The 19,483-nt window shown below is 55.0% G+C and carries 12 protein-coding genes; 4 read left to right on the top strand and 8 right to left on the bottom strand.

Annotated features, from left to right (window positions below):
- Positions 1-60: 60 nt before the first annotated feature.
- A complete protein-coding gene (gene pepN / locus SK53_RS07835) occupies positions 61-2,673 on the bottom strand; it encodes an aminopeptidase N (protein WP_048208990.1) in 2,613 nt (870 codons plus the stop codon).
- Between the two features lie 254 nt (positions 2,674-2,927).
- Here pepN and pncB point away from each other — a divergent pair, with 254 nt between their 5' ends.
- From pncB to SK53_RS07855, 4 genes are all read left to right on the top strand, one after another.
- Positions 2,928-4,130: a nicotinate phosphoribosyltransferase gene (gene pncB / locus SK53_RS07840; protein ID WP_003858188.1), complete on the top strand. Its 1,203-nt coding sequence runs from the start codon at positions 2,928-2,930 to the stop codon at positions 4,128-4,130.
- Between the two features lie 168 nt (positions 4,131-4,298).
- Positions 4,299-5,699, top strand: a complete 1,401-nt coding sequence (gene asnS / locus SK53_RS07845) for an asparagine--tRNA ligase (RefSeq protein ID WP_003858191.1) — start codon at positions 4,299-4,301, stop codon at positions 5,697-5,699.
- A 606-nt stretch (positions 5,700-6,305) separates the two neighbouring features.
- On the top strand, positions 6,306-7,364 hold the full coding sequence (gene ompF / locus SK53_RS07850; RefSeq protein ID WP_022650730.1) for a porin OmpF: 1,059 nt from the start codon (positions 6,306-6,308) through the stop codon (positions 7,362-7,364).
- A gap of 184 nt (positions 7,365-7,548) precedes the next feature.
- Entirely contained in the window at positions 7,549-8,739 is a 1,191-nt protein-coding gene (locus tag SK53_RS07855; protein WP_003858198.1) for an amino acid aminotransferase, read from the top strand.
- A gap of 54 nt (positions 8,740-8,793) precedes the next feature.
- Here the strand turns inward: SK53_RS07855 and SK53_RS07860 are convergent, their stop codons facing one another.
- From SK53_RS07860 to cmoM, 7 genes are all read right to left on the bottom strand, one after another.
- Positions 8,794-9,441, bottom strand: coding sequence for an MBL fold metallo-hydrolase (locus tag SK53_RS07860; RefSeq protein ID WP_022650729.1), 648 nt, complete (start codon positions 9,439-9,441; stop codon positions 8,794-8,796).
- 20 nt (positions 9,442-9,461) lie between these two features.
- Entirely contained in the window at positions 9,462-10,013 is a 552-nt protein-coding gene (locus tag SK53_RS07865; RefSeq protein WP_003858202.1) for a YcbK family protein, read from the bottom strand.
- 175 nt (positions 10,014-10,188) lie between these two features.
- Entirely contained in the window at positions 10,189-12,012 is a 1,824-nt protein-coding gene (ldtD, locus tag SK53_RS07870; RefSeq protein ID WP_003858203.1) for a L,D-transpeptidase, read from the bottom strand.
- 179 nt (positions 12,013-12,191) lie between these two features.
- Positions 12,192-16,640 (bottom strand): chromosome partition protein MukB, encoded by a 4,449-nt coding sequence (gene mukB, locus SK53_RS07875; RefSeq protein WP_032657945.1) that lies wholly within the window; start codon positions 16,638-16,640, stop codon positions 12,192-12,194.
- Positions 16,640-17,344, bottom strand: coding sequence for a chromosome partition protein MukE (mukE, locus tag SK53_RS07880; protein ID WP_003858208.1), 705 nt, complete (start codon positions 17,342-17,344; stop codon positions 16,640-16,642). Before mukE ends, mukB begins: the two co-directional genes overlap by 1 nt.
- On the bottom strand, positions 17,325-18,647 hold the full coding sequence (gene mukF, locus SK53_RS07885) for a chromosome partition protein MukF (RefSeq protein WP_015570962.1): 1,323 nt from the start codon (positions 18,645-18,647) through the stop codon (positions 17,325-17,327). The genes mukE and mukF overlap by 20 nt, the downstream gene beginning before the upstream one ends.
- A gap of 3 nt (positions 18,648-18,650) precedes the next feature.
- Positions 18,651-19,430 (bottom strand): tRNA uridine 5-oxyacetic acid(34) methyltransferase CmoM, encoded by a 780-nt coding sequence (gene cmoM, locus SK53_RS07890; RefSeq protein WP_003858212.1) that lies wholly within the window; start codon positions 19,428-19,430, stop codon positions 18,651-18,653.
- Between the last annotated feature and the right edge of the window lie 53 nt (positions 19,431-19,483).

The following is a 19,483-nucleotide window of genomic DNA, read 5'->3' on the forward strand; positions in this document are numbered from 1 at the left end:
ACTAAAAACGGCAACCGAGGTTGCCGTTTTGCTTTTACCTGCCCACCGGGCAATTTTTTATTACGCTAAGGCCTTAGCAATCTTCTCGTACAGATCGCCAGACAGATTTTCCAGCCCTTTCAGCTGCTCAAGCGCGGCGCGCATTTTCGCCTGACGCTGCGCATCGTAACGTTTCAGGCGGATCAGCGGCTCAATCAGACGAGACGCCACCTGCGGGTTACGGCTGTTCAGCTCGGTCAGCATTTCAACCATGAACTGATAACCGCTGCCGTCTTCGGCATGGAACGCGGCCGGGTTGCTGCTGGCGAAGGCACCAATCAGAGAGCGGACGCGGTTCGGGTTGCTCATGGTGAACGAACGGTGCTTCAGCAGGCTACGTACTTTGCTGAGTACATCGGCTGCCGGACTGGTGGCCTGAAGGATGAACCACTTGTCCATCACCAGACCATCCTGATACCACTTGTCGTCGTACTCCTGCATCAGCGCATCGCGGCACGGCAGCTCGGCGGCAACGCTTGCAGCCAGCGCGGCCAGGGCATCCGTCATGTTATCGGCTTCGTGGTACTGCTTGCTGACCAGCGTGTTCGCCAGCTCTGCCTCACCAAACGCCAGATAGCGCAGGCAGGTATTGCGCAGGGAACGTTTACCGATATCCGCATGTTCCACCCGATACGCGTCCAGCTTGTTGGCGTTGTAAATGGCGAGGAACTCATCTGCCAGTTCGGTCGCCAGCGTGCGGGTCAGTGCTTCACGCACGGCGACGATGGCAATCGGATCAATGATGTCAAACAGCTCGGCGATTTCAGTCGCAGACGGCAGCGTTAAAATTTCAGCCGCCAGCGCCGGGTCAATGTTCTCATCCAGCAGGATGGCACGGAACGCGTCTGCCACATGAACCGGCAGCGTCAACGGCTGGCCCTGCTGGTAACGGTTGACGTTCAGCTTGATGTAGGTCGCCAGCAGACTTTGTGCCGCATCCCAGCGCGAGAAATCGTTGCGCGCGTGACGCATCAGGAACGTCAGCTGCTGATCGCTCCACTTGTATTCGAGTTTCACCGGCGCGGAGAATTCGCACAGCAGGGCGGGAACGGGCTGGAAATAGACGTTATCGAAGATAAAGGTCTGCTCTGCCTGGGTCACGTTCAGCACGTTATGCACCGGGTAACCGCCCTTCTGTAACGGGATCACGTTGCCTTCGTTGTCGTACAGCTCAACGCTGAACGGAATGTGCAGCGGATGTTTCTCTTCCTGCTCGGCCGTTGGCGGCGTGCGCTGGCTGATGGTCAGCGTGTACTGCTCGGTTTCCGGGTTGTAGTCGTCTTTGACCGTCACGATCGGCGTACCGGCCTGGCTGTACCAGCGGCGGAAATGAGACAGATCCACGTTAGAGGCGTCCTCCATCGCCTGGACGAAATCGTCGCAGGTGGCCGCACTGCCGTCGTGACGCTCGAAGTAAAGCTGCATCCCTTTCTGGAAATTCTCTTCGCCCAGCAGGGTGTGGATCATGCGGATAATTTCAGCGCCTTTTTCATACACCGTCAGGGTGTAGAAGTTATTCATCTCAATGACTTTATCCGGGCGGATCGGGTGGGCCATTGGGCTGGCATCTTCTGCAAATTGCAGACCACGCATAGTGCGCACGTTGTTGATGCGGTTCACCGCCCGCGATCCCAGATCGGAGCTGAACTCCTGATCGCGGAAGACGGTTAAGCCCTCTTTCAGGCTCAGCTGGAACCAGTCGCGACAGGTGACGCGGTTCCCGGTCCAGTTATGAAAATATTCGTGGCCGATAACACGTTCGATATCGAGGTAATCTTTATCCGTGGCGGTATCGGTACGCGCCAGCACGTATTTGGAGTTAAAGATGTTAAGACCTTTATTCTCCATCGCGCCCATGTTGAAGAAATCGACAGCAACAATCATATAGATGTCGAGGTCATATTCGAGACCAAAGCGCGTTTCATCCCACTTCATGGAGTTGATGAGAGAGGTCATTGCCCACGGTGCGCGGTCAAGGTTGCCACGATCCACGAACAGCTCCAGCGCGACTTCACGGCCAGAGCGCGTTTTAAAGGTGTCGCGGAGAACATCGAAATCTCCCGCTACCAGCGCAAACAGATAGCAGGGTTTCGGGAACGGATCCTGCCACTGTACCCAGTGACGGCCATTCTCCAGTTCCCCCTCGCCAATCCGGTTGCCGTTGGAGAGCAGGTACGGGTACAGCGTTTTGTCGGCAATAATTTTGGTGGTAAAGCGCGCCAGGACGTCCGGGCGATCAAGATACCAGGTAATGTGGCGGAAACCTTCGGCTTCACACTGGGTACACAGGGCTACGCCTGACTGGTAAAGCCCTTCCAGCGCGGTATTGGCGGCAGGGCTAATTTCATTCACGATGCGCAGGGTAAAGCGTTCCGGCAGGTTGTCGATGACCAGCTGGTTGCCTTCTTCTTTATAGTCTGACCAGGCTTCATCGTTAATATGCAGGGAAACCAGCGTCAGGTCTTCACCATCCAGACGCAGCGGCACGGCTGTCGCGCTCTGGCGCGTCACCTGGCTTACCGCCGTCACGACGGTTTTTGTGGCATCCAGGTCGAAAGTCAGATCGATATCGCTTATCAGGTATTCCGGCGCACGGTAGTCGTGGCGGTATTTAGCTTGTGGCTGTTGTGTCATAGAAAACCTTATGCATCGTTTGTCGAGTAACGATTCAATATATTCCTGTTGTGTAAAACGCGCTATGCAGAATGTTCATCTTTTCAGGCACAACGCCCTTTTTAGCTACATTTTTATAACACGGGGCACGAAATGCTCTCGACCATAAAGTGTGCTTATGTTGTGATCGGGGTTCAATAAATCACTAAACAGGGTATACTCCGGAGTTGTTTATTGTACTAAACGCTCCCGTGAGAGGATGCTACAGCGCACCTATGACTCAATTCGCTTCTCCGGTTCTGCATACGTTGCTGGATACCGACGCGTACAAGCTGCATATGCAGCAAGCCGTGTTTCACCACTATCATGATGTCCATGTTGCGGCGGAATTTCGCTGCCGGGGTGACGACTTGCTGGGTATCTACGCAGATTCCATTCGTGAACAGGTCGAGGCCATGCAGCATCTGGCGCTCACCGATGACGAATATCAGTGGCTTTCAGGCCTGCCTTTCTTTAAAGCGGACTATCTGAACTGGCTGCGTGAGTTCCGCTATAAGCCGGAACAGGTCACCGTCACCAATGATAACGGCAAGCTGGACATTCGTCTGACCGGCCCGTGGCGCGAGGTGATCATGTGGGAAGTGCCGCTTCTGGCCGTGATCAGCGAGCTGGCCCACCGCTATCGCTCCCCTGAAACCGGTGTGACGCAGGCGGTCGCCGCTCTGGAGAATAAACTCGTTGAGTTTTCCAGACTGACCGAAGGGCTGGATATGTCCCGCTTCCGTCTGATGGACTTTGGCACGCGCCGCCGCTTCTCTCGCGAGGTTCAGGAAGCCATTGTCAGACGTCTGCAACAGGAGCCGTGGTTCGTTGGCACCAGTAACTACGATCTGGCACGTCGCCTTGATTTAACGCCGATGGGCACCCAGGCGCACGAATGGTTCCAGGCGCACCAGCAGATTAGCCCTGACCTTGCCAACAGCCAGCGCGCCGCCCTCGCCGCGTGGCTAGAGGAATACCCGGATCGGCTGGGTATTGCCCTTACCGACTGCATTACCATGGACGCGTTCCTGCGCGACTTTGGCCCTGAGTTTGCCGAACGCTACCAGGGTTTGCGCCATGATTCCGGGGACCCGGTTGAATGGGGTGAGAAAGCCATCGCCCATTACGAAAAGCTGGGTATCGACCCAATGAGTAAGGTGCTGGTCTTTTCCGATAACCTTGACCTGGCGAAAGCCGTCGACCTTTATCGCCACTTCTCATCGCGGGTGAACCTGAGTTTCGGGATTGGTACGCGGTTAACCTGTGATATCCCTCAGGTAAAACCGCTGAACATCGTCATAAAACTGGTGGAATGTAACGGTAAGCCGGTCGCGAAGCTCTCCGACAGCCCTGGCAAAACCATCTGCCATGACAAAGCGTTTGTCCGCGCATTACGTAAAGCCTTCGATCTGCCTCAGGTTAAAAAAGCCAGTTAACGGCTTCGGGGGAGCCTTCATGGCTCCCCTTCTCTTATTTATTTCTTATTTCTTCTCTCAAGACGGTGAAATTTACTTGTCTGATAGCGGATGGCAGGTAACATAGATATCCCCCCTATAAGGGCGGACAAGTGTTTATTTTTTCCGACTATTAACAGAGAGAATATTATGAGCGTTGTGCCTGTAGCCGACGTACTCCAGGGCCGTGTCGCCGTTGACCAGGAGGTCACCGTGCGCGGATGGGTGCGTACTCGCCGAGATTCTAAAGCTGGCATCTCCTTCCTCGCCGTCTATGACGGTTCCTGCTTTGATCCTGTACAGGCCGTCATTAATAATTCTCTGCCCAATTACAATGATGACGTTCTGCACCTGACAACCGGTTGTTCCGTGATCGTCACCGGTGTAGTGGTGGCCTCTCCGGGCCAGGGCCAGAGCTACGAAATTCAGGCGACCTCGGTGGAAGTGACCGGCTGGGTTGAAGATCCGGACACCTACCCGATGGCTGCAAAGCGTCACAGCATCGAATATCTGCGTGAAGTTGCGCACCTGCGTCCGCGCACCAACCTGATTGGTGCGGTTGCCCGCGTGCGTCATACGCTGGCGCAGGCGCTGCATCGCTTCTTTGACGAGCAGGGTTACTTCTGGGTTTCTACTCCGCTGATCACGGCATCCGATACCGAAGGCGCAGGTGAAATGTTCCGCGTTTCAACGCTGGATATGGAAAACCTGCCGCGTACGCCGGAAGGTAAAGTGGATTACGACAAAGACTTCTTTGGTAAAGAAGCCTTCCTGACGGTTTCTGGCCAGCTGAACGGCGAAACCTACGCCTGTGCGCTGTCTAAGATCTATACCTTCGGCCCAACCTTCCGTGCGGAAAACTCCAACACCAGCCGTCACCTGGCGGAATTCTGGATGCTGGAGCCGGAAGTGGCCTTTGCCGATCTGAATGACGTGGCAGGCCTGGCAGAAGCGATGCTGAAATACGTGTTCAAAGCGGTTCTCGAAGAGCGCGCAGACGACATGAAATTCTTCGCTGAGCGTGTCGATAACGACGCCATCGCCCGTCTTGAGCGCTTCGTCTCCGCAGACTTCGCGCAGGTGGATTACACCGACGCGGTCGCTATCCTGGAAAAATGCGGTGAGAAATTCGAAAACCCGGTTTACTGGGGCGTGGATCTCTCCTCCGAGCACGAACGTTATCTGGCAGAGAAGCACTTCAAAGCACCGGTTGTGGTGAAAAATTATCCGAAAGACATTAAGGCGTTCTATATGCGCCTTAACGAAGACGGTAAAACCGTTGCCGCGATGGACGTGCTGGCGCCGGGCATCGGTGAGATTATCGGTGGCTCCCAGCGTGAAGAGCGACTGGATGTGCTGGACGCGCGTATGCAGGAGATGGGTCTGAACCCGGCGGACTACAGCTGGTATCGCGATCTCCGTCGCTACGGCACCGTCCCGCACTCCGGCTTTGGCCTGGGCTTTGAACGTCTGATTGCTTACGTAACAGGTGTTCAGAACGTACGTGATGTGATTCCGTTCCCACGCACACCGCGTAACGCAAGTTTCTAACCGACCAAATCCTTAATGGCCAGCAAATGCTGGCCATTATTTTATCCTGCAATGTCAGTTTTCGTCAGTCAAAAGTAAGCGTCTTTAAACCACAACCCCGCGATTACCTCTACCTGTTACGTTTTGTTTCCACGAAATACCCTGAGATAAAAAATTAACTCCATTTTTATGGCGCTTAATACAATCCTTACGCAATAGCACAAAAAACAACCACCATCACAGCCATCTGGATGGCTTTTGTCGATTATAAGAAAAAATGAGCCGTTTAACTTCTGTTTATACGAAAGGCCTTTAGCTAAATTAAACATAAGGAAATCATATATATAAGAATAAAGCGGAGGGTTAATTCACCAGAAAGCGCTGAAGTTTGAGGTGCTTCACAAAGTTCCCAAAAATACATATTTAGTTACATATATTTTCTTTTGGTAACTGAATTTTGAAGATTGTAGCACTTTCAGTGTAGCGAAACGGTTCTATGAATGGAAAGATGCCTGTCAGACACATAAAGACACCTAACTCTCATCAATAGTTCCGGAAATATTTATTGACAGAATTTATTGACGGCAGTGGCGAGTGTCATAAAAAAACCAATGAGGGTAATAAATAATGATGAAGCGCAATATCCTGGCAGTGGTAGTCCCTGCCCTGCTGGTAGCCGGTGCAGCAAACGCTGCTGAAATCTATAACAAAGACGGCAACAAATTAGATCTTTACGGGAAAGCAGTCGGCCTGCATTACTTCTCCGATAATGACAGCAACGATGGCGACAACACTTACGCACGTCTGGGCTTCAAAGGCGAAACTCAGATCAACGATCAGCTGACTGGCTACGGTCAGTGGGAATACAACTTCCAGGGTAACAACTCTGAAGGTGGCGATGCACAGAACGGCAACAAAACCCGTCTGGCATTCGCAGGTCTGAAATTCGGTGACGCAGGCTCCTTCGACTACGGTCGTAACTACGGTCTGGTCTATGATGCAATCGGCATCACCGATATGCTCCCTGAGTTCGGTGGCGACACCGGCGCGAGCGATAACTTCTTCTCTGGCCGTACCGGTGGCCTGGCGACGTACCGTAACAGCAACTTCTTCGGCCTGGTTGACGGTCTGAACTTTGGTGTTCAGTACCTGGGCAAAAACGAGCGTACTGATGCAGTACGTTCCAACGGCGACGGCTGGGCAACCTCACTGAGCTATGATTTCGAAGGCTTCGGCATTGTGGGTGCTTATGGCGCCGCTGACCGTACCAACAACCAGCAGACGCTGGAATGGGGTAAAGGCGACAAAGCTGAACAGTGGGCAACCGGCCTGAAATATGACGCGAACAACATCTACCTGGCAGCTATTTATGGCGAAATGCGTAACGCAGCGCGTCTGGGCAGCCGTGGTTTCGCTAACAAGTCTCAGGACTTCTCTGTCGTCGCTCAGTACCAGTTCGATTTCGGTCTGCGTCCATCCATCGCTTATTACAAATCTAAAGCGAAAGACGTAGAAGGTATCGGTGATGAAGACTACATCAACTACATCGACGTTGGTGCGACATACTACTTCAACAAAAACATGTCTACCTATGTTGACTATCAGATCAACCAGCTGAAAGACGACAACAAGCTGGGCATCAACAACGACGACATCGTGGCTCTGGGTCTGGTTTACCAGTTCTAATCAGCACACCTCGTTGTTATATGCTTAATGAACAGGGCTTCGGCCCTGTTTTTTTATTCCTGAGAGAAAATAATAGCGACTTTTGAAAAGCCGCACGCTTTTCGTCGCAAACGGTTGGCATTTTGTAAATCTACCGTTAACCTGATAGCGGATTTCACTTCTGTAATCACAATGGAACTTCGTCATGTTTGAGAACATTACTGCCGCTCCTGCCGACCCAATTCTGGGCCTGGCCGATCTGTTTCGCGCCGACGACCGCCCTGGAAAAATCAACCTGGGTATTGGTGTATATAAAGATGAAACCGGCAAAACTCCGGTACTGACCAGCGTCAAAAAAGCTGAGCAGTATCTGCTGGAAAACGAAACCACCAAAAACTACCTCGGTATTGATGGTATCCCTGAATTTGGTCGCTGCACCCAGGAGCTGCTGTTCGGCAAAGGCAGCACCATTGTGAGCGAAAAACGCGCCCGCACGGCGCAGACCCCAGGCGGTACCGGCGCACTGCGCGTGGCGGCAGATTTCCTGGCGAAAAACACTTCTGTGAAGCGTGTGTGGGTAAGCAATCCAAGCTGGCCGAACCATAAGAGCGTGTTTAATTCTGCGGGTCTGGAAGTGCGTGAATACGCCTACTACGACGCAGCCAGCCACGCGCTGGATTTCGACGGCCTGCTGGCCAGCCTGAGCGAAGCCCAGGCGGGCGATGTGGTGCTGTTCCACGGCTGCTGCCATAACCCAACCGGTATCGATCCTACGCTTGAGCAGTGGGAACAGCTGGCTAAGCTGTCCGTTGAAAAAGGCTGGCTGCCGCTGTTTGACTTCGCTTACCAGGGCTTTGCCCGTGGTCTGGAAGAAGATGCAGAAGGTCTGCGTGCATTCGCCGCCGTGCATCAGGAGTTGATAGTCGCAAGCTCCTATTCCAAGAACTTTGGTCTGTATAACGAGCGTGTCGGCGCCTGTACGCTGGTGGCTGCTGACGAAGCAACCGTCGATCGCGCATTCAGCCAGATGAAGTCCGTGATCCGCGCTAACTACTCCAACCCACCGGCACACGGTGCGTCTGTGGTCGCGACGATCCTGAGCAACGATGCGCTGCGCGCCATCTGGGAGCAAGAGCTGAACGATATGCGTCAGCGCATTCAGCGCATGCGTCTGCTGTTTGTGAACACGCTGGCTGAGAAAGGCGCTGACCGTGACTTCAGCTTCATCATCAAGCAGAACGGCATGTTCTCCTTCAGCGGCTTGACCAAAGAGCAGGTGCTGCGCCTGCGTGAAGAGTTTGGCGTGTATGCCGTTGCATCTGGCCGCGTGAACGTTGCAGGTATGACGCCTGACAACATGGCGCCGCTGTGCGAAGCCATTGTCGCGGTGCTGTAACCTGCATCCCTAAAAAAAAGCCTGCATCGTGCAGGCTTTTTTATTTTACCGGGTTTACCAGACAGGCATTTCATCCTGAAGGAACGGGTTATGCAACCGCTCATCCCCCAGCGTTGACATTGGTCCGTGTCCAGGGATAAACGTCACATCATCACCTAACGGTAATAACTTCTGCTTAATCGACTGAATCAGCTGACCGTGATCGCCGCGTGGGAAATCACTGCGTCCTACGCCCCCTTTGAAAATCACGTCACCGGAAATCAGCAGACGCGACACGTCATCAAAGAAGACAATATGGCCGGGCGTATGTCCGGGGCAATGCAACACCTGTAAAGTTACATTCCCTACGTTAACGCGATCGTCTTCGTTCAGCCAGCGGTCCGGTGTCAGTGGCTGACAGTCTTCCAGGCCAAACATACGGCTTTGAGCAGGTAATCCCTGTAGCCAGAACTCATCTTCTTTTTCCGGGCCGATAATCGGCACACCGTAGTATTCAGCCAGTTCAGCCGCTGCACCCACATGGTCGAGATGGCCATGGGTGAGTAAAATCTGCATCAGCGTTACACCGCTGGCAGCGACTTCCTGCTTGATTGTCTCAGCGTCGCCACCGGGATCAACAAGCGCGGCCAGTTTAGTTTGTTCACACCAGATCAATGAACAGTTCTGTGAGAACGCGGTAACCGGAATAATACGATAGTTCATACTGCTCCTGTGTTTCGTTATTACCAGTGCCGAACCGGCCCGGTATCAATATGCACAAAGTTGCTACGTGGGTAGTATCCTACACCACCTGCGCGCATAGATAACGCCGCTTTGCGAATATTGGCTAACGAAACGCCCTCAATATGGAAATCCATCGCCTGCCCTTTGGTGTGATAGCTTTTTTTCGCTACCCCACGGCTGTGAGCACGCAGTTCATTGTTGGTATCCAGAGAGCGATAGCCAGAGATGAGCTGCACCGGCCTTTTGGTCCCTAGCAGTCCCTGCAAGCGGTAAAGCTGATCGAATAATCCAGGGTCGATGGCTTTGATTTTATTCGCGCGGAAATCACGGAAAAAATGGTTGAGTCTTGCTAATTCATCCTGAATATAGCCTCTGCCATCGAAAAATTCCGCTTTAAGCGTCTCACCAGTATGCAGATTGTTGAGCGTTAAAATACGCGGACGAGGTGTCGAGAGGGTGGCAAATGCTGGCGTCGGAAGGATGGCTGCTGCGCCCAGCGCAACGCCACCTAACGCCAGCAATTTGCGGCGATTAGCGTCAAATTTGTCCATGATAATCAGGTCTACAGGTAAAAGAAATTGTCAATATGCTTAGCGCACGAAGGGCACCATAACTGGCAAAACCTGTTACGTCAAGGCGCCCAACCCCAGTAAATACGCGGCTTGCAGCCAGATCGCCTCATATTCACCATAACTTACGACAATCATTTTTACCGAACTACTTCATTTACCTGATTAATTGTTCCGCTTTTGGCAAAATTTGTGCGCCGGATCGCGCTGTCAGATCATAATTGTAAATATCTGTACGATACTGGGTACGTCCGTCTGCCCCTACAAACGCCGTCAGATAGTAAAGATTGACCGGAATATTGTGGCGGATATTGACGTAACGCGTATCTCCCTGCTTCAGCGCATCTGATATCCGCGTATCGTTCCAGCCTGCATCCTGCAACAGCATATTTGCCAGCTCAGAGGCCTTGTTCACGCGGACACAGCCCGAGCTGAGCGCGCGTGCGTCTTTCTGGAACAAATTATGGTTCGGGGTATCATGCAGATAGATTGCGTCCGAACTTGGCATATTGAATTTGTAACGTCCCAGCGAGTTATGTGCGCCCGGTGCCTGCTGGAAACGGAACGGCAGGTTCGAAGGCGTAATCGTTGACCAGTCCACCATCCAGGGGTCAATCGCTTCTTTGCTGTTCCAGCCACGCATCACCGTATAGTTATGTCGCTCCAGATAACCCGGGTCATTCCAGACCTTAGGCAGAATATCTTTGCGCGCCAGCGTCGGCGGCACGTTCCACGGCGGGTTAACCACCACGTTATTCAGCGCGCTGCTCATCATTGGCGTTTTACGGTCAGGTCGGCCGACAATCACGCGGGACGCCAGCACTTCACTACCGTCCTGATAGTAGACCAGGGAGTACGCCGGAATGTTGACCATAATGCCGGTGGATAACGTGCCCGGCAGCAAGCGCAAGCGCTGGATATTCAACGCCAGCACTCCAGCCCGCTGGGCCGGAGAGACGTTCAGCCAGTCGCGAGTAGATGGACCAATCACGCCGTCAGCGCCCAGCCCCTGCGCGGCCTGGAACTGCTTCACTGCGGCGACCAGCTCGCGATCGTAAGCGGCGGGCTTATTGCTCAACGCAACGGCGGTTTTCTCTTTTACCGGCGCCGACGGGCTGACGACCGCATTTTGCGTCTCGTCACCGGGCAGCGCAATTTTAGGGCCGCTGTCGAGAATGCCGGAGCGTTTCATAATTTCGCGGATCGCAGGCACATCGCTACTCCACTGCCCCGGACGCAGCGTTGTGGTGCCGCGCAGCTGAGGCCACGGGCGGGAATCCGCAACCAGCTCAAGAAGCGACTGATGCATCGTGGCATACTGCGGATGGGCAGGCGCAAGGCTTGCGATAAAGCGCGGCAGTTCGCCGTTATCCAGCGACAGCTGCCACTGGTTAATGACGGACAGCGCAGGCGTCGCCAGCTTGTACGGCTTACTGCTGTATAACCAGCGGTTGCCGTTCACCGAAATCCCCGCAACAAATTGTAAGTAGCCCATCATGGCATCAGACAGCACCACGTCACGCGCTTGTCCGGTCACGGCAGGATCGGTCAGGAGTTCAACCCAGGTCGTGAACTGCGGCTGAAAACCTGCAATCGCCACTTCAGCCAGCTGCTGCTGGAAGGCACGTACCGCCTCGCGATTTTCCCACATCGGTTTCATATCGCGCGCAGCGTAAAGCAGCGTGAGCTGGTTAATATAAGCGGGAGTATAGCCCGAGGGCAGCCCGGTCATAAGCTGCTGACGTAATGATCCAGTATCGATGCCTTCCGGCAGTGGTTTAATGCCGGCCATGATGGCCGTCGCCGGAGACTGATCCAGCGGTTGTGACAGCGACGTCGGCTGCGCGCCCATCGTCGCGGAGCTGTCAGTCGGTACAATTTCAGGCTCATCGGCCTGAGCGGTAAACAGTGGAGCAAACATCACTGTCAGGCACAAACTCAGCGCAGACAGCTGACGACCACGATTCTTCTTAAGCAACATCCCTTGCCCCCTGTTTTTCACGACATGCCCAGTATTCTGGAGCTTTCCTTCAGTATAGAAAGGCATACACGCTGCTGCCTTGCCTTATGTAAAGAAGTTTAAAGATAACGCAGCCCTGAACACAAGTTAAGTGAATAAAAAAAGCGGCGCATGAGCGCCGCTATTTGTCGCACCCCAGGTTAAGAGGCGTCAGCCGTGCCCGGTAATGACTCCGGTGGCTGCGGGGCGAAACCACGCAGGCCCACGACGTGCACGTGTTCACTGTTCTGGAACACCTTACGCACCAGCTTATAGGTTGTCCCTTTTTCCGGACTGATGTTTTCCGGCGCCGCGATGATGAGCTGCATATCGAGTCGCTCGCAAAGCTCAAACAGCGTGGCGATGGAGCGGGCGTCGAGACGCGCGGCTTCATCGAGGAACAGCAGACGACATGGAGAGATGTCTTTGCCGCGCAGACGACGCGCTTCATCTTCCCAGCTCTGCACCACCATCACCAGAATCGACATACCGGTACCGATGGCTTCACCGGTAGAGAGCGCACCGGATTCCGCGCGCAGCCAGCCGTCTGAGCCACGGTTAACCTCAACTTCCATTTCCAGATAGTTGCGGTAGTCCAGCAGCTCCTCGCCGATGGTTTGCGGCGTACGCTGGCCCATGTCAATCTGCGGATTCAGACGCTGATACAGCTTCGCCAGCGCTTCGGAGAAGGTCAGGCGGTTACTGTTGAACAGATCCTGGTGCTGCTCATGCTGTTCAGACAACACGTCCAGCAGCGTGGAGTGCGCCTCACGCACGTTCACGTTCAGCCTCACGCTGTTGACCTGGCCAAACGACACGCTTTGCAGGCCCTGGTTCAGCTGACGGATACGGTTCTGCTCGCGCTGAATGGTTTTACGAATAATATTCGCCACGCTGCGGGAGCTGATTGCCAGCTTTTGCTCGCGGGAGGTCAGCTCTTCCGTCAGACGGCCCAGCTCGATCTCCATCTGTTCGATCGCTTCAACCGGATCGTCGGTACGGATGATGTCCTGACGGATACGCTCGCGCAAGTGCTGATACACCGCCACGAAGAACTGGATTTTGCGCTCAGGACGCTTCGGATCTTCGGACATGCGCAGCACGTCGCGCAGGTGTTCGTTATCCGCCACCGCCAGACGCAGCGCGCCCAGCGCCTTATCCGACATAGAACGCAGTTCATCGGCCGACAGATACGCCAGCTCGCGGCGGTGCAGACGACGCTCCACGTTGTTGTCTTTCACCATGCGCATCACCGCGCACCAGCCCGCCTTCGCGGTCACAACCTGCTCGCGCATCTCGTGATAGTCACGTTCCAGCTTGCGCAGGCGACGCGTCAGGTTGTCCATCTCCGCTTCACAGAAGGTCAGCGCTTTTTCCAGCTGATTACGACGCGCACGGTTGTTGCTGAGCTGAGCATGCAGCTCATCGCGGCGAATACGTGCCCGCTCTTCTGCACCGCTGTCGGCGCGCACGCCAATGTCCTGCAACTCTTTATGCAGGTCGTTTAACAGCTCTTTCTTGGTGTCGAAGGAGCTTTTCAACGACGCCATCACCTGACTGTACTGGCTCAGCTGTGCGGCGTGAGTACGCATCGCTTCGCGCGCGCGCGTACGTTCCGCTTCCGCCTGCTCAAGGCGCTGGCGCAGCTTTTCATTAAGATCGCTGTTCCCGCTCAGCATTTCTGCTGAATCGGAGTAGCCGAAGTGCGCGCGACGTTGCACCACTTCCGTCAGGGCAAACGCCTGCTGACGCGCTTCGCGCTGCACCTGCTGTGACCAGGCGTAATCCTCTTTTAACTGTTCAAACTGTTCCGGGTCGCTCTGGAGAACGGAAACCATCGGCTCCAGCTTCGCCAGCTGATTGCCGTGCTGCTGCACAAAGCGCGCGGCTTCCTGCGCCTCGTCCAGTCGTTCCTGAATTTCATCCACGCGGTCGGCGAGCGTATCGTCCGCCAGCAGGTTCAGGCGTGGCAGAATGCGGTTAAGCGCCGCAACGCCCTCTTTCGCCTGCTCGAACTGGACGCGGCTCTGCTGGTTGTCATTTTCATGGCTAGCCAGCGCACGCTCCAGCTCACCGCGGCGGGTGTTGAGCTTGCGAATTTCGGCTTCCGGATCGGGCTCAAAGGCCACGCCCAGATGGCTGCCGATAAAGCGGCTGAACGCCTGATGCAGACGCTGCGTTTTTTGTACATCAAACGACAGGGTCGCAAAACGTTCAGAAAGCGTTTCGCGCTCGGCATGCAGGCTTTCAATGCGGCTTTCACGCGCGGCGCGGCCAAACAGCGGCAGTTCCGGGAAGCGCGAATAGCGCCACTGGCGATCGGCGATTTTCACCACCACCGCTTTTTCCAGCTCGTCAACGCTGAATACGCTGTCATCAAACGACTGCGGATCTCCTTCGATGAGGTAGAGATCTTCCGGGCAGTCTTCCAGCCCTGCAAGCTGGTCAGAAATCAGCGACAGATCCGGCACCACAATCGCGTTACGGGATGGACCGTACAGCGCGGAGAAGTACGGCGCATCGTCCAGACCAACATCGTCGTAAATTTCAGACAACAGCACGCCGCCGAAACGCTCGGCTAAGGCATTCAGACGCGGATCTTCTGAGCCGCCTGGCTGGCTTAAACGCTCGATCTCCTCATCGACGTCACGCTTGCGCGCGCCCACTTCGTCACGCTCAACAATCGCTTCACGCTCACGCTCCAGCAGCTGTTGCATGTATTCGGTGACGTCCTGGCTGGAGGCAAACTCCTGGCCACACTGTTCGCTGAGCTGGTTCAGGCTGCTTTGTGCAGCCAGCCAGATCGGCGCACGCTGTAAGAGCGTCGTCGAACGGGACTGAAGCTGTTCCAGCTCCTGACGCAGCGTCATGCGCTGTTCGCTGGCATTCGATACGGTATCGGACAGGGCCGCAATACGCGCTTCCAGTTCCTGATGCAGGGCCTCAAGCTCGTCGAAATCGTAATTTTTACCCTGACGCTTGCAGAATTCCGCCAGCAGACGCTCGGCTTCCTGCTGTTCACGCAGACGCTGTTCCAGCTCGTTCAGGCGCATGCGCAGCGGCTGCACCTGTTCGGCCAGATGGCGTTGATTGACGCCGTCGCGCAGCAGCTCACGGGCAACGTCCCACGCTTCGTTACGCGCCAGCGGACCGTTAATCGCCACCACCAGCTGGTACGCCTGCTCAAACTGGCTATGCGCCGTTTGCGCCACGCTCATTTTCTGATCGAGAGAAAGCAGTTTCTCAGTGGCTTCCTGCTCTTTGGCCTGGAAGGTATCCAGCCATTCGTCAGCGCTTTCCGGGGTCAGGTCCGGCAGATGGCACAGCTCTTTGGCACGCTGCAACGCCTGCAACGCCTGGTTGTACTGAATCGCACGCGTCTGCTGCACGTCCAGCGCCTGCTGGTAGTCAGCGAGCTGGCTTTTCAGCTCATCCACTTCCAGCTCGGCGGCTTCCGCGCGGGCTTCGTTCTCTTCCTGCAATTCGGCAGCTTCGGCCACCACTTCATTTTGCTCTTCAAGACGAATTTGCAGCTCATCAAGATCGGCTTCGTAGCGCTCGATTTTTTCCTGCTGACGCAGCGCGGTCTGCACCAGATTCAGATGATCGCTGGCCGCCTGGTAATCGGCTTCCAGATCCCCTTCCGCACCATTGTGCTCGCCCAGTTCGCGCGCCATTTCGACATGCTTATACTGCTCGGCCACCAGCTGTTTGCGGGAGGTAAACAGCTCGCGGCGATACTCCAGCGCCTGATCGAGATGAATACGGCGCTCGTTGGCGTGGCGCATATAGTCCGCCGCCACGTAGTTGGTGGCTTCGCTGATCAGGTGCTTAAACAGGTCCCGGTCAGACTGCGTAACGCGAATCGCTTCCAGCGTCATGCGGTTTTCACGCAGCGCGGCTTCCATATCCTGGAAGGCCTTACGCACGCCGCTGTTTTCCGGCAACAGGTAGTCGCGCAGGGAGCGGGTAATGGCGCTGGAGATACCGCCGTACAGGGAGGCTTCAATCAGACGGTAGTATTTACTACGATCTGACGCGCTGCGCAGACGACGGGCTACCACGCCGAGATCGAACATCAGAGAGTGGTAGTCGGTAATGGAATTAAACTGCTTAAACTGCACGCCTTCGATAGCTTCCAGCTTGTCTTTCAGCTCCTGGAGCGTCAGGACGCGCGCCTGACGTTCATTCAGGGTTTCCGTCAGCAGCGCGGTTGGCTGTACGGAGGTAGGCAGCCCCTGGATCGCAAACGGTTTGATATCTACTTTACGATCGCGGCCGGCAACCTGTTGCAGACGCACGCCTACAACCACGCGCTGATGGCGGGAGTTGATCACGTCCAGCACTGAATAACAAACGCCCGCTTTCAGCTTACCGTGCAGACCTTTATCACGAGAGCCGCTCGTGGCGCCCGCTTCAGTGGTGTTACGGAAGTGCAGCAGGGTCAGGTCAGGTATCAGCGCCGTCACGAAGGCCGCCATGGTGGTGGATTTACCCGCCCCGTTACCGCCGGAGAGCGTTGTCACCAGCTCATCCAGATCGAAGGTTCGGGCAAAGAAGCCGTTCCAGTTAATCAGCGTCAGTGAGCGAAATTTACCGCGTTCAATCATTACTCTTCCTCCCCGCTATCCGGCTGATTCTCTTCGTGCTCGTCATTGAGCTGCAAATGGTTTTCCACCGGCATCGCTTCACCGTCACGGATCATGCGCAGCTGCGCTTCACGCGCATCATCACCCGCACGCACGTCGGCGCCAAAACGGAAGACCGATTCGGTGATGCGGAACTTGCTGCTGTCGTGACCCATGAACCAGACCATTCCCAGACGGCGTAGACGGTTAAGGGATGAGCGAACTTTTTCCTGTAATTTCTGACGGTCCAGATCGGACCCCGTTGAGCGGTTATTCACCAGCTTGAGCAGCTTGCTTTCATCCGCCAGCGACAGCAGCTCATCGTATAGCTCCTGCTGGGTGAAGATCCCTTCATTCGCCAGACGTTCCGGGCTGAGATAGAGGTAGCAGAGAATTTTGCCGACCATCATATCCAGTTCGGAAAGCACCGAGCGCGGAATAAGCGTGGTAGAGCGCGGACGCAGGTAGAAAAACCCTTCCGGCGCGCGGATCAGCTCAACGTTATAGCGAGCGTAAAACTCTTCCAGGTACTCCTGAAAGTCCATCAAAAAGGCGTGATTATCCAGCTCGTCAAGGCCAATGTGACGACCGGCACGCAGCTGGCTGTCCAGCGCCGGAAACAACGGATTCGCCAGCGCCTGTGCCAGCTTAACTGGCATCACTTGTTCAATATTTGTCAATGACATGCGCCTGTACCTTGGCTCCGTAATCGTTAATCGGCTGCCACTTCGGCGGCAGTCCGGTGAAATCGGCTTGTGCGATGCCCAGGCGCACCGCCTGGTCTACAACAATGCGGGCAACATCGAAGTGGCGCGCGCGCGGATACTGCGCCAGATAGTCGCGTACCACGAGGCCAAGATCCAGCGGTGCTTGTCTGGTTTTGTAGACAGCGAGCTGTTCTTCGATCATCGCCGCAAGCTGCTCGCGAATTTCGTTAAATTCTTCGTATTCCAGATCCGGCGGCAGTTCACCGGTGACCTCTTCATCGCGCAGCGCCATCTCTTCGTCGCGCATATCCAGCAGACGATCGGCGTTGGCGTAGGTCAGCGCCCACGGCGCATCGAAATAGGTCTGTACCGACTGGCGCAGACGTTGAGCAAAGACGCGATTCTTATCCATATCGATGGCGGTACGGATAAATTTATGCACGTGGCGATCGTAACCGATCCACAGGTCGATTGACTGCTGGCCCCAGCTGATAATGCGGTCAAGCTTGCTCTGCAAATCAAACACCAGACGGTCGATAAAATGCAGATCGTCGTGCGCCATTGTCGCGTCCTGGATGCGCAGCAGATTGGCCTGTAGCTTATCCCCCGCCGCCTCCAGCGTATCCTGCAACTCACGCAGCGTACCGGACGTTTCTGACAGCAAGAGTTCACAGCTGGAGATAGCCGCACGCCAGTCTTTATTAAGCAGTTGAGCGATATCGTCTTTCACCTGCTGCTGCTGTTCGTCCATCAGACGTTGAGTCAGATCGATACTGTCGAAAATCTCGGCGACCGAGTATTTCAGCGGCGCGTAAACGTTGCGATGCCAGTGGAATTCGTCACCGTTTTCATCAGCCGCGTCGGCGGCACGCTTCAGCTCACCTGCAACAATAGAGAGCTGCATGGAGAGACGCAGCGTGGAAAATTCGCGCTGGCGGATGTAATAGTCGGTAATGCCAATGCCCAGTGGCGTAAGACGATAGATGGCGTTTCCTTCCGCCTGCTCGCTGGTAAAGCGGTTCAGCAGACGTTGACGCACCATATCATTGATTGCGTTGTTGGCACGCACGCTAATGGTTTCGCTGGTTTGCTCAAACGCATCACTGACGTGGCGGAACGCATCCACCAGTTCGCCTTCACTCATTTCGCCATCCAGGCGTTCGCCGTTTAGCGTCGCAACCGCCAGCAGGAATGAGAGTCTGTCTACCGGCAGCGAGATGGAGAAATCGTTTTTCCTGGCCCAGGCAACCAGTTCAGGGACTGTCTGGGAAAATTCACTCATAGATTATCCTTGCATCTGCGGCTTGCGCGCGGTGACGTGTATATAGCGGCCAAGGCTCAGATAAGGCTCCTGGCGGCAGTACCGCGTCTCTATTTCTGTTAAGGCGTCTAAACAGTCATCCTGTTTTTGTTTATCACGCAGATAATCATGAAACACCCTCACGCCGGTTTTGCCGGTAATTTCCCAACCGATCTCCTCCAGCCAGCCATAGACCTGCTGCGGTTCACGGGGGAAATCCGGTGAAAGCGTGCGTCGTTTCTTTTTATACATGCCCTGCTGTACGTAGCCAAAATTGCCGACCAGCACGTTTCGCATTAGCAGGCCGTTGGCATTGTAAAACATCAGCGATAACGCACCGCCCGGGCGCAACATCGACCACAGCGTTTTTAACATCGCCTGGGGTTCGGCGATCCATTCGAGCACAGCATGAAACAATATCAGATCAACCTGCGTTTCCAAATGCTGCGGAATGTCCTGAGCGGCGCAATGTATAAAATGCATGTTGTCGCTCACACCTTTCTCTTCTGCCGCTCGCCCGGCGCGCGCAACCATCTCGGCAGAAAGATCGCAAAGCGTGACGTGATGTCCCCGCTGCGCCATCAGAATTGCAGTCTGACCTTCCCCACCGCCGGCATCCAGCACGCGCAACGGTCGGTCACCGAATTCAGCCAGCAGCTTGTCCAGATCCTGCCAGAGGATCGTCTGACGAAGCTGACCTTTGGTGGTGCCATAAATGTTGCGCGAAAACTTTTCCGCGATGTCATCAAAATTGCGATCCCGCATTGGGAGGGTTCCACTCACTGCAAAACCGCTATTTTGTCACACCCGCGCGGAGA

Origin of the sequence: Enterobacter sp. MGH119 (assembly GCF_001037675.1) — a bacterium.
Classification (GTDB): domain Bacteria; phylum Pseudomonadota; class Gammaproteobacteria; order Enterobacterales; family Enterobacteriaceae; genus Enterobacter; species Enterobacter hormaechei_C.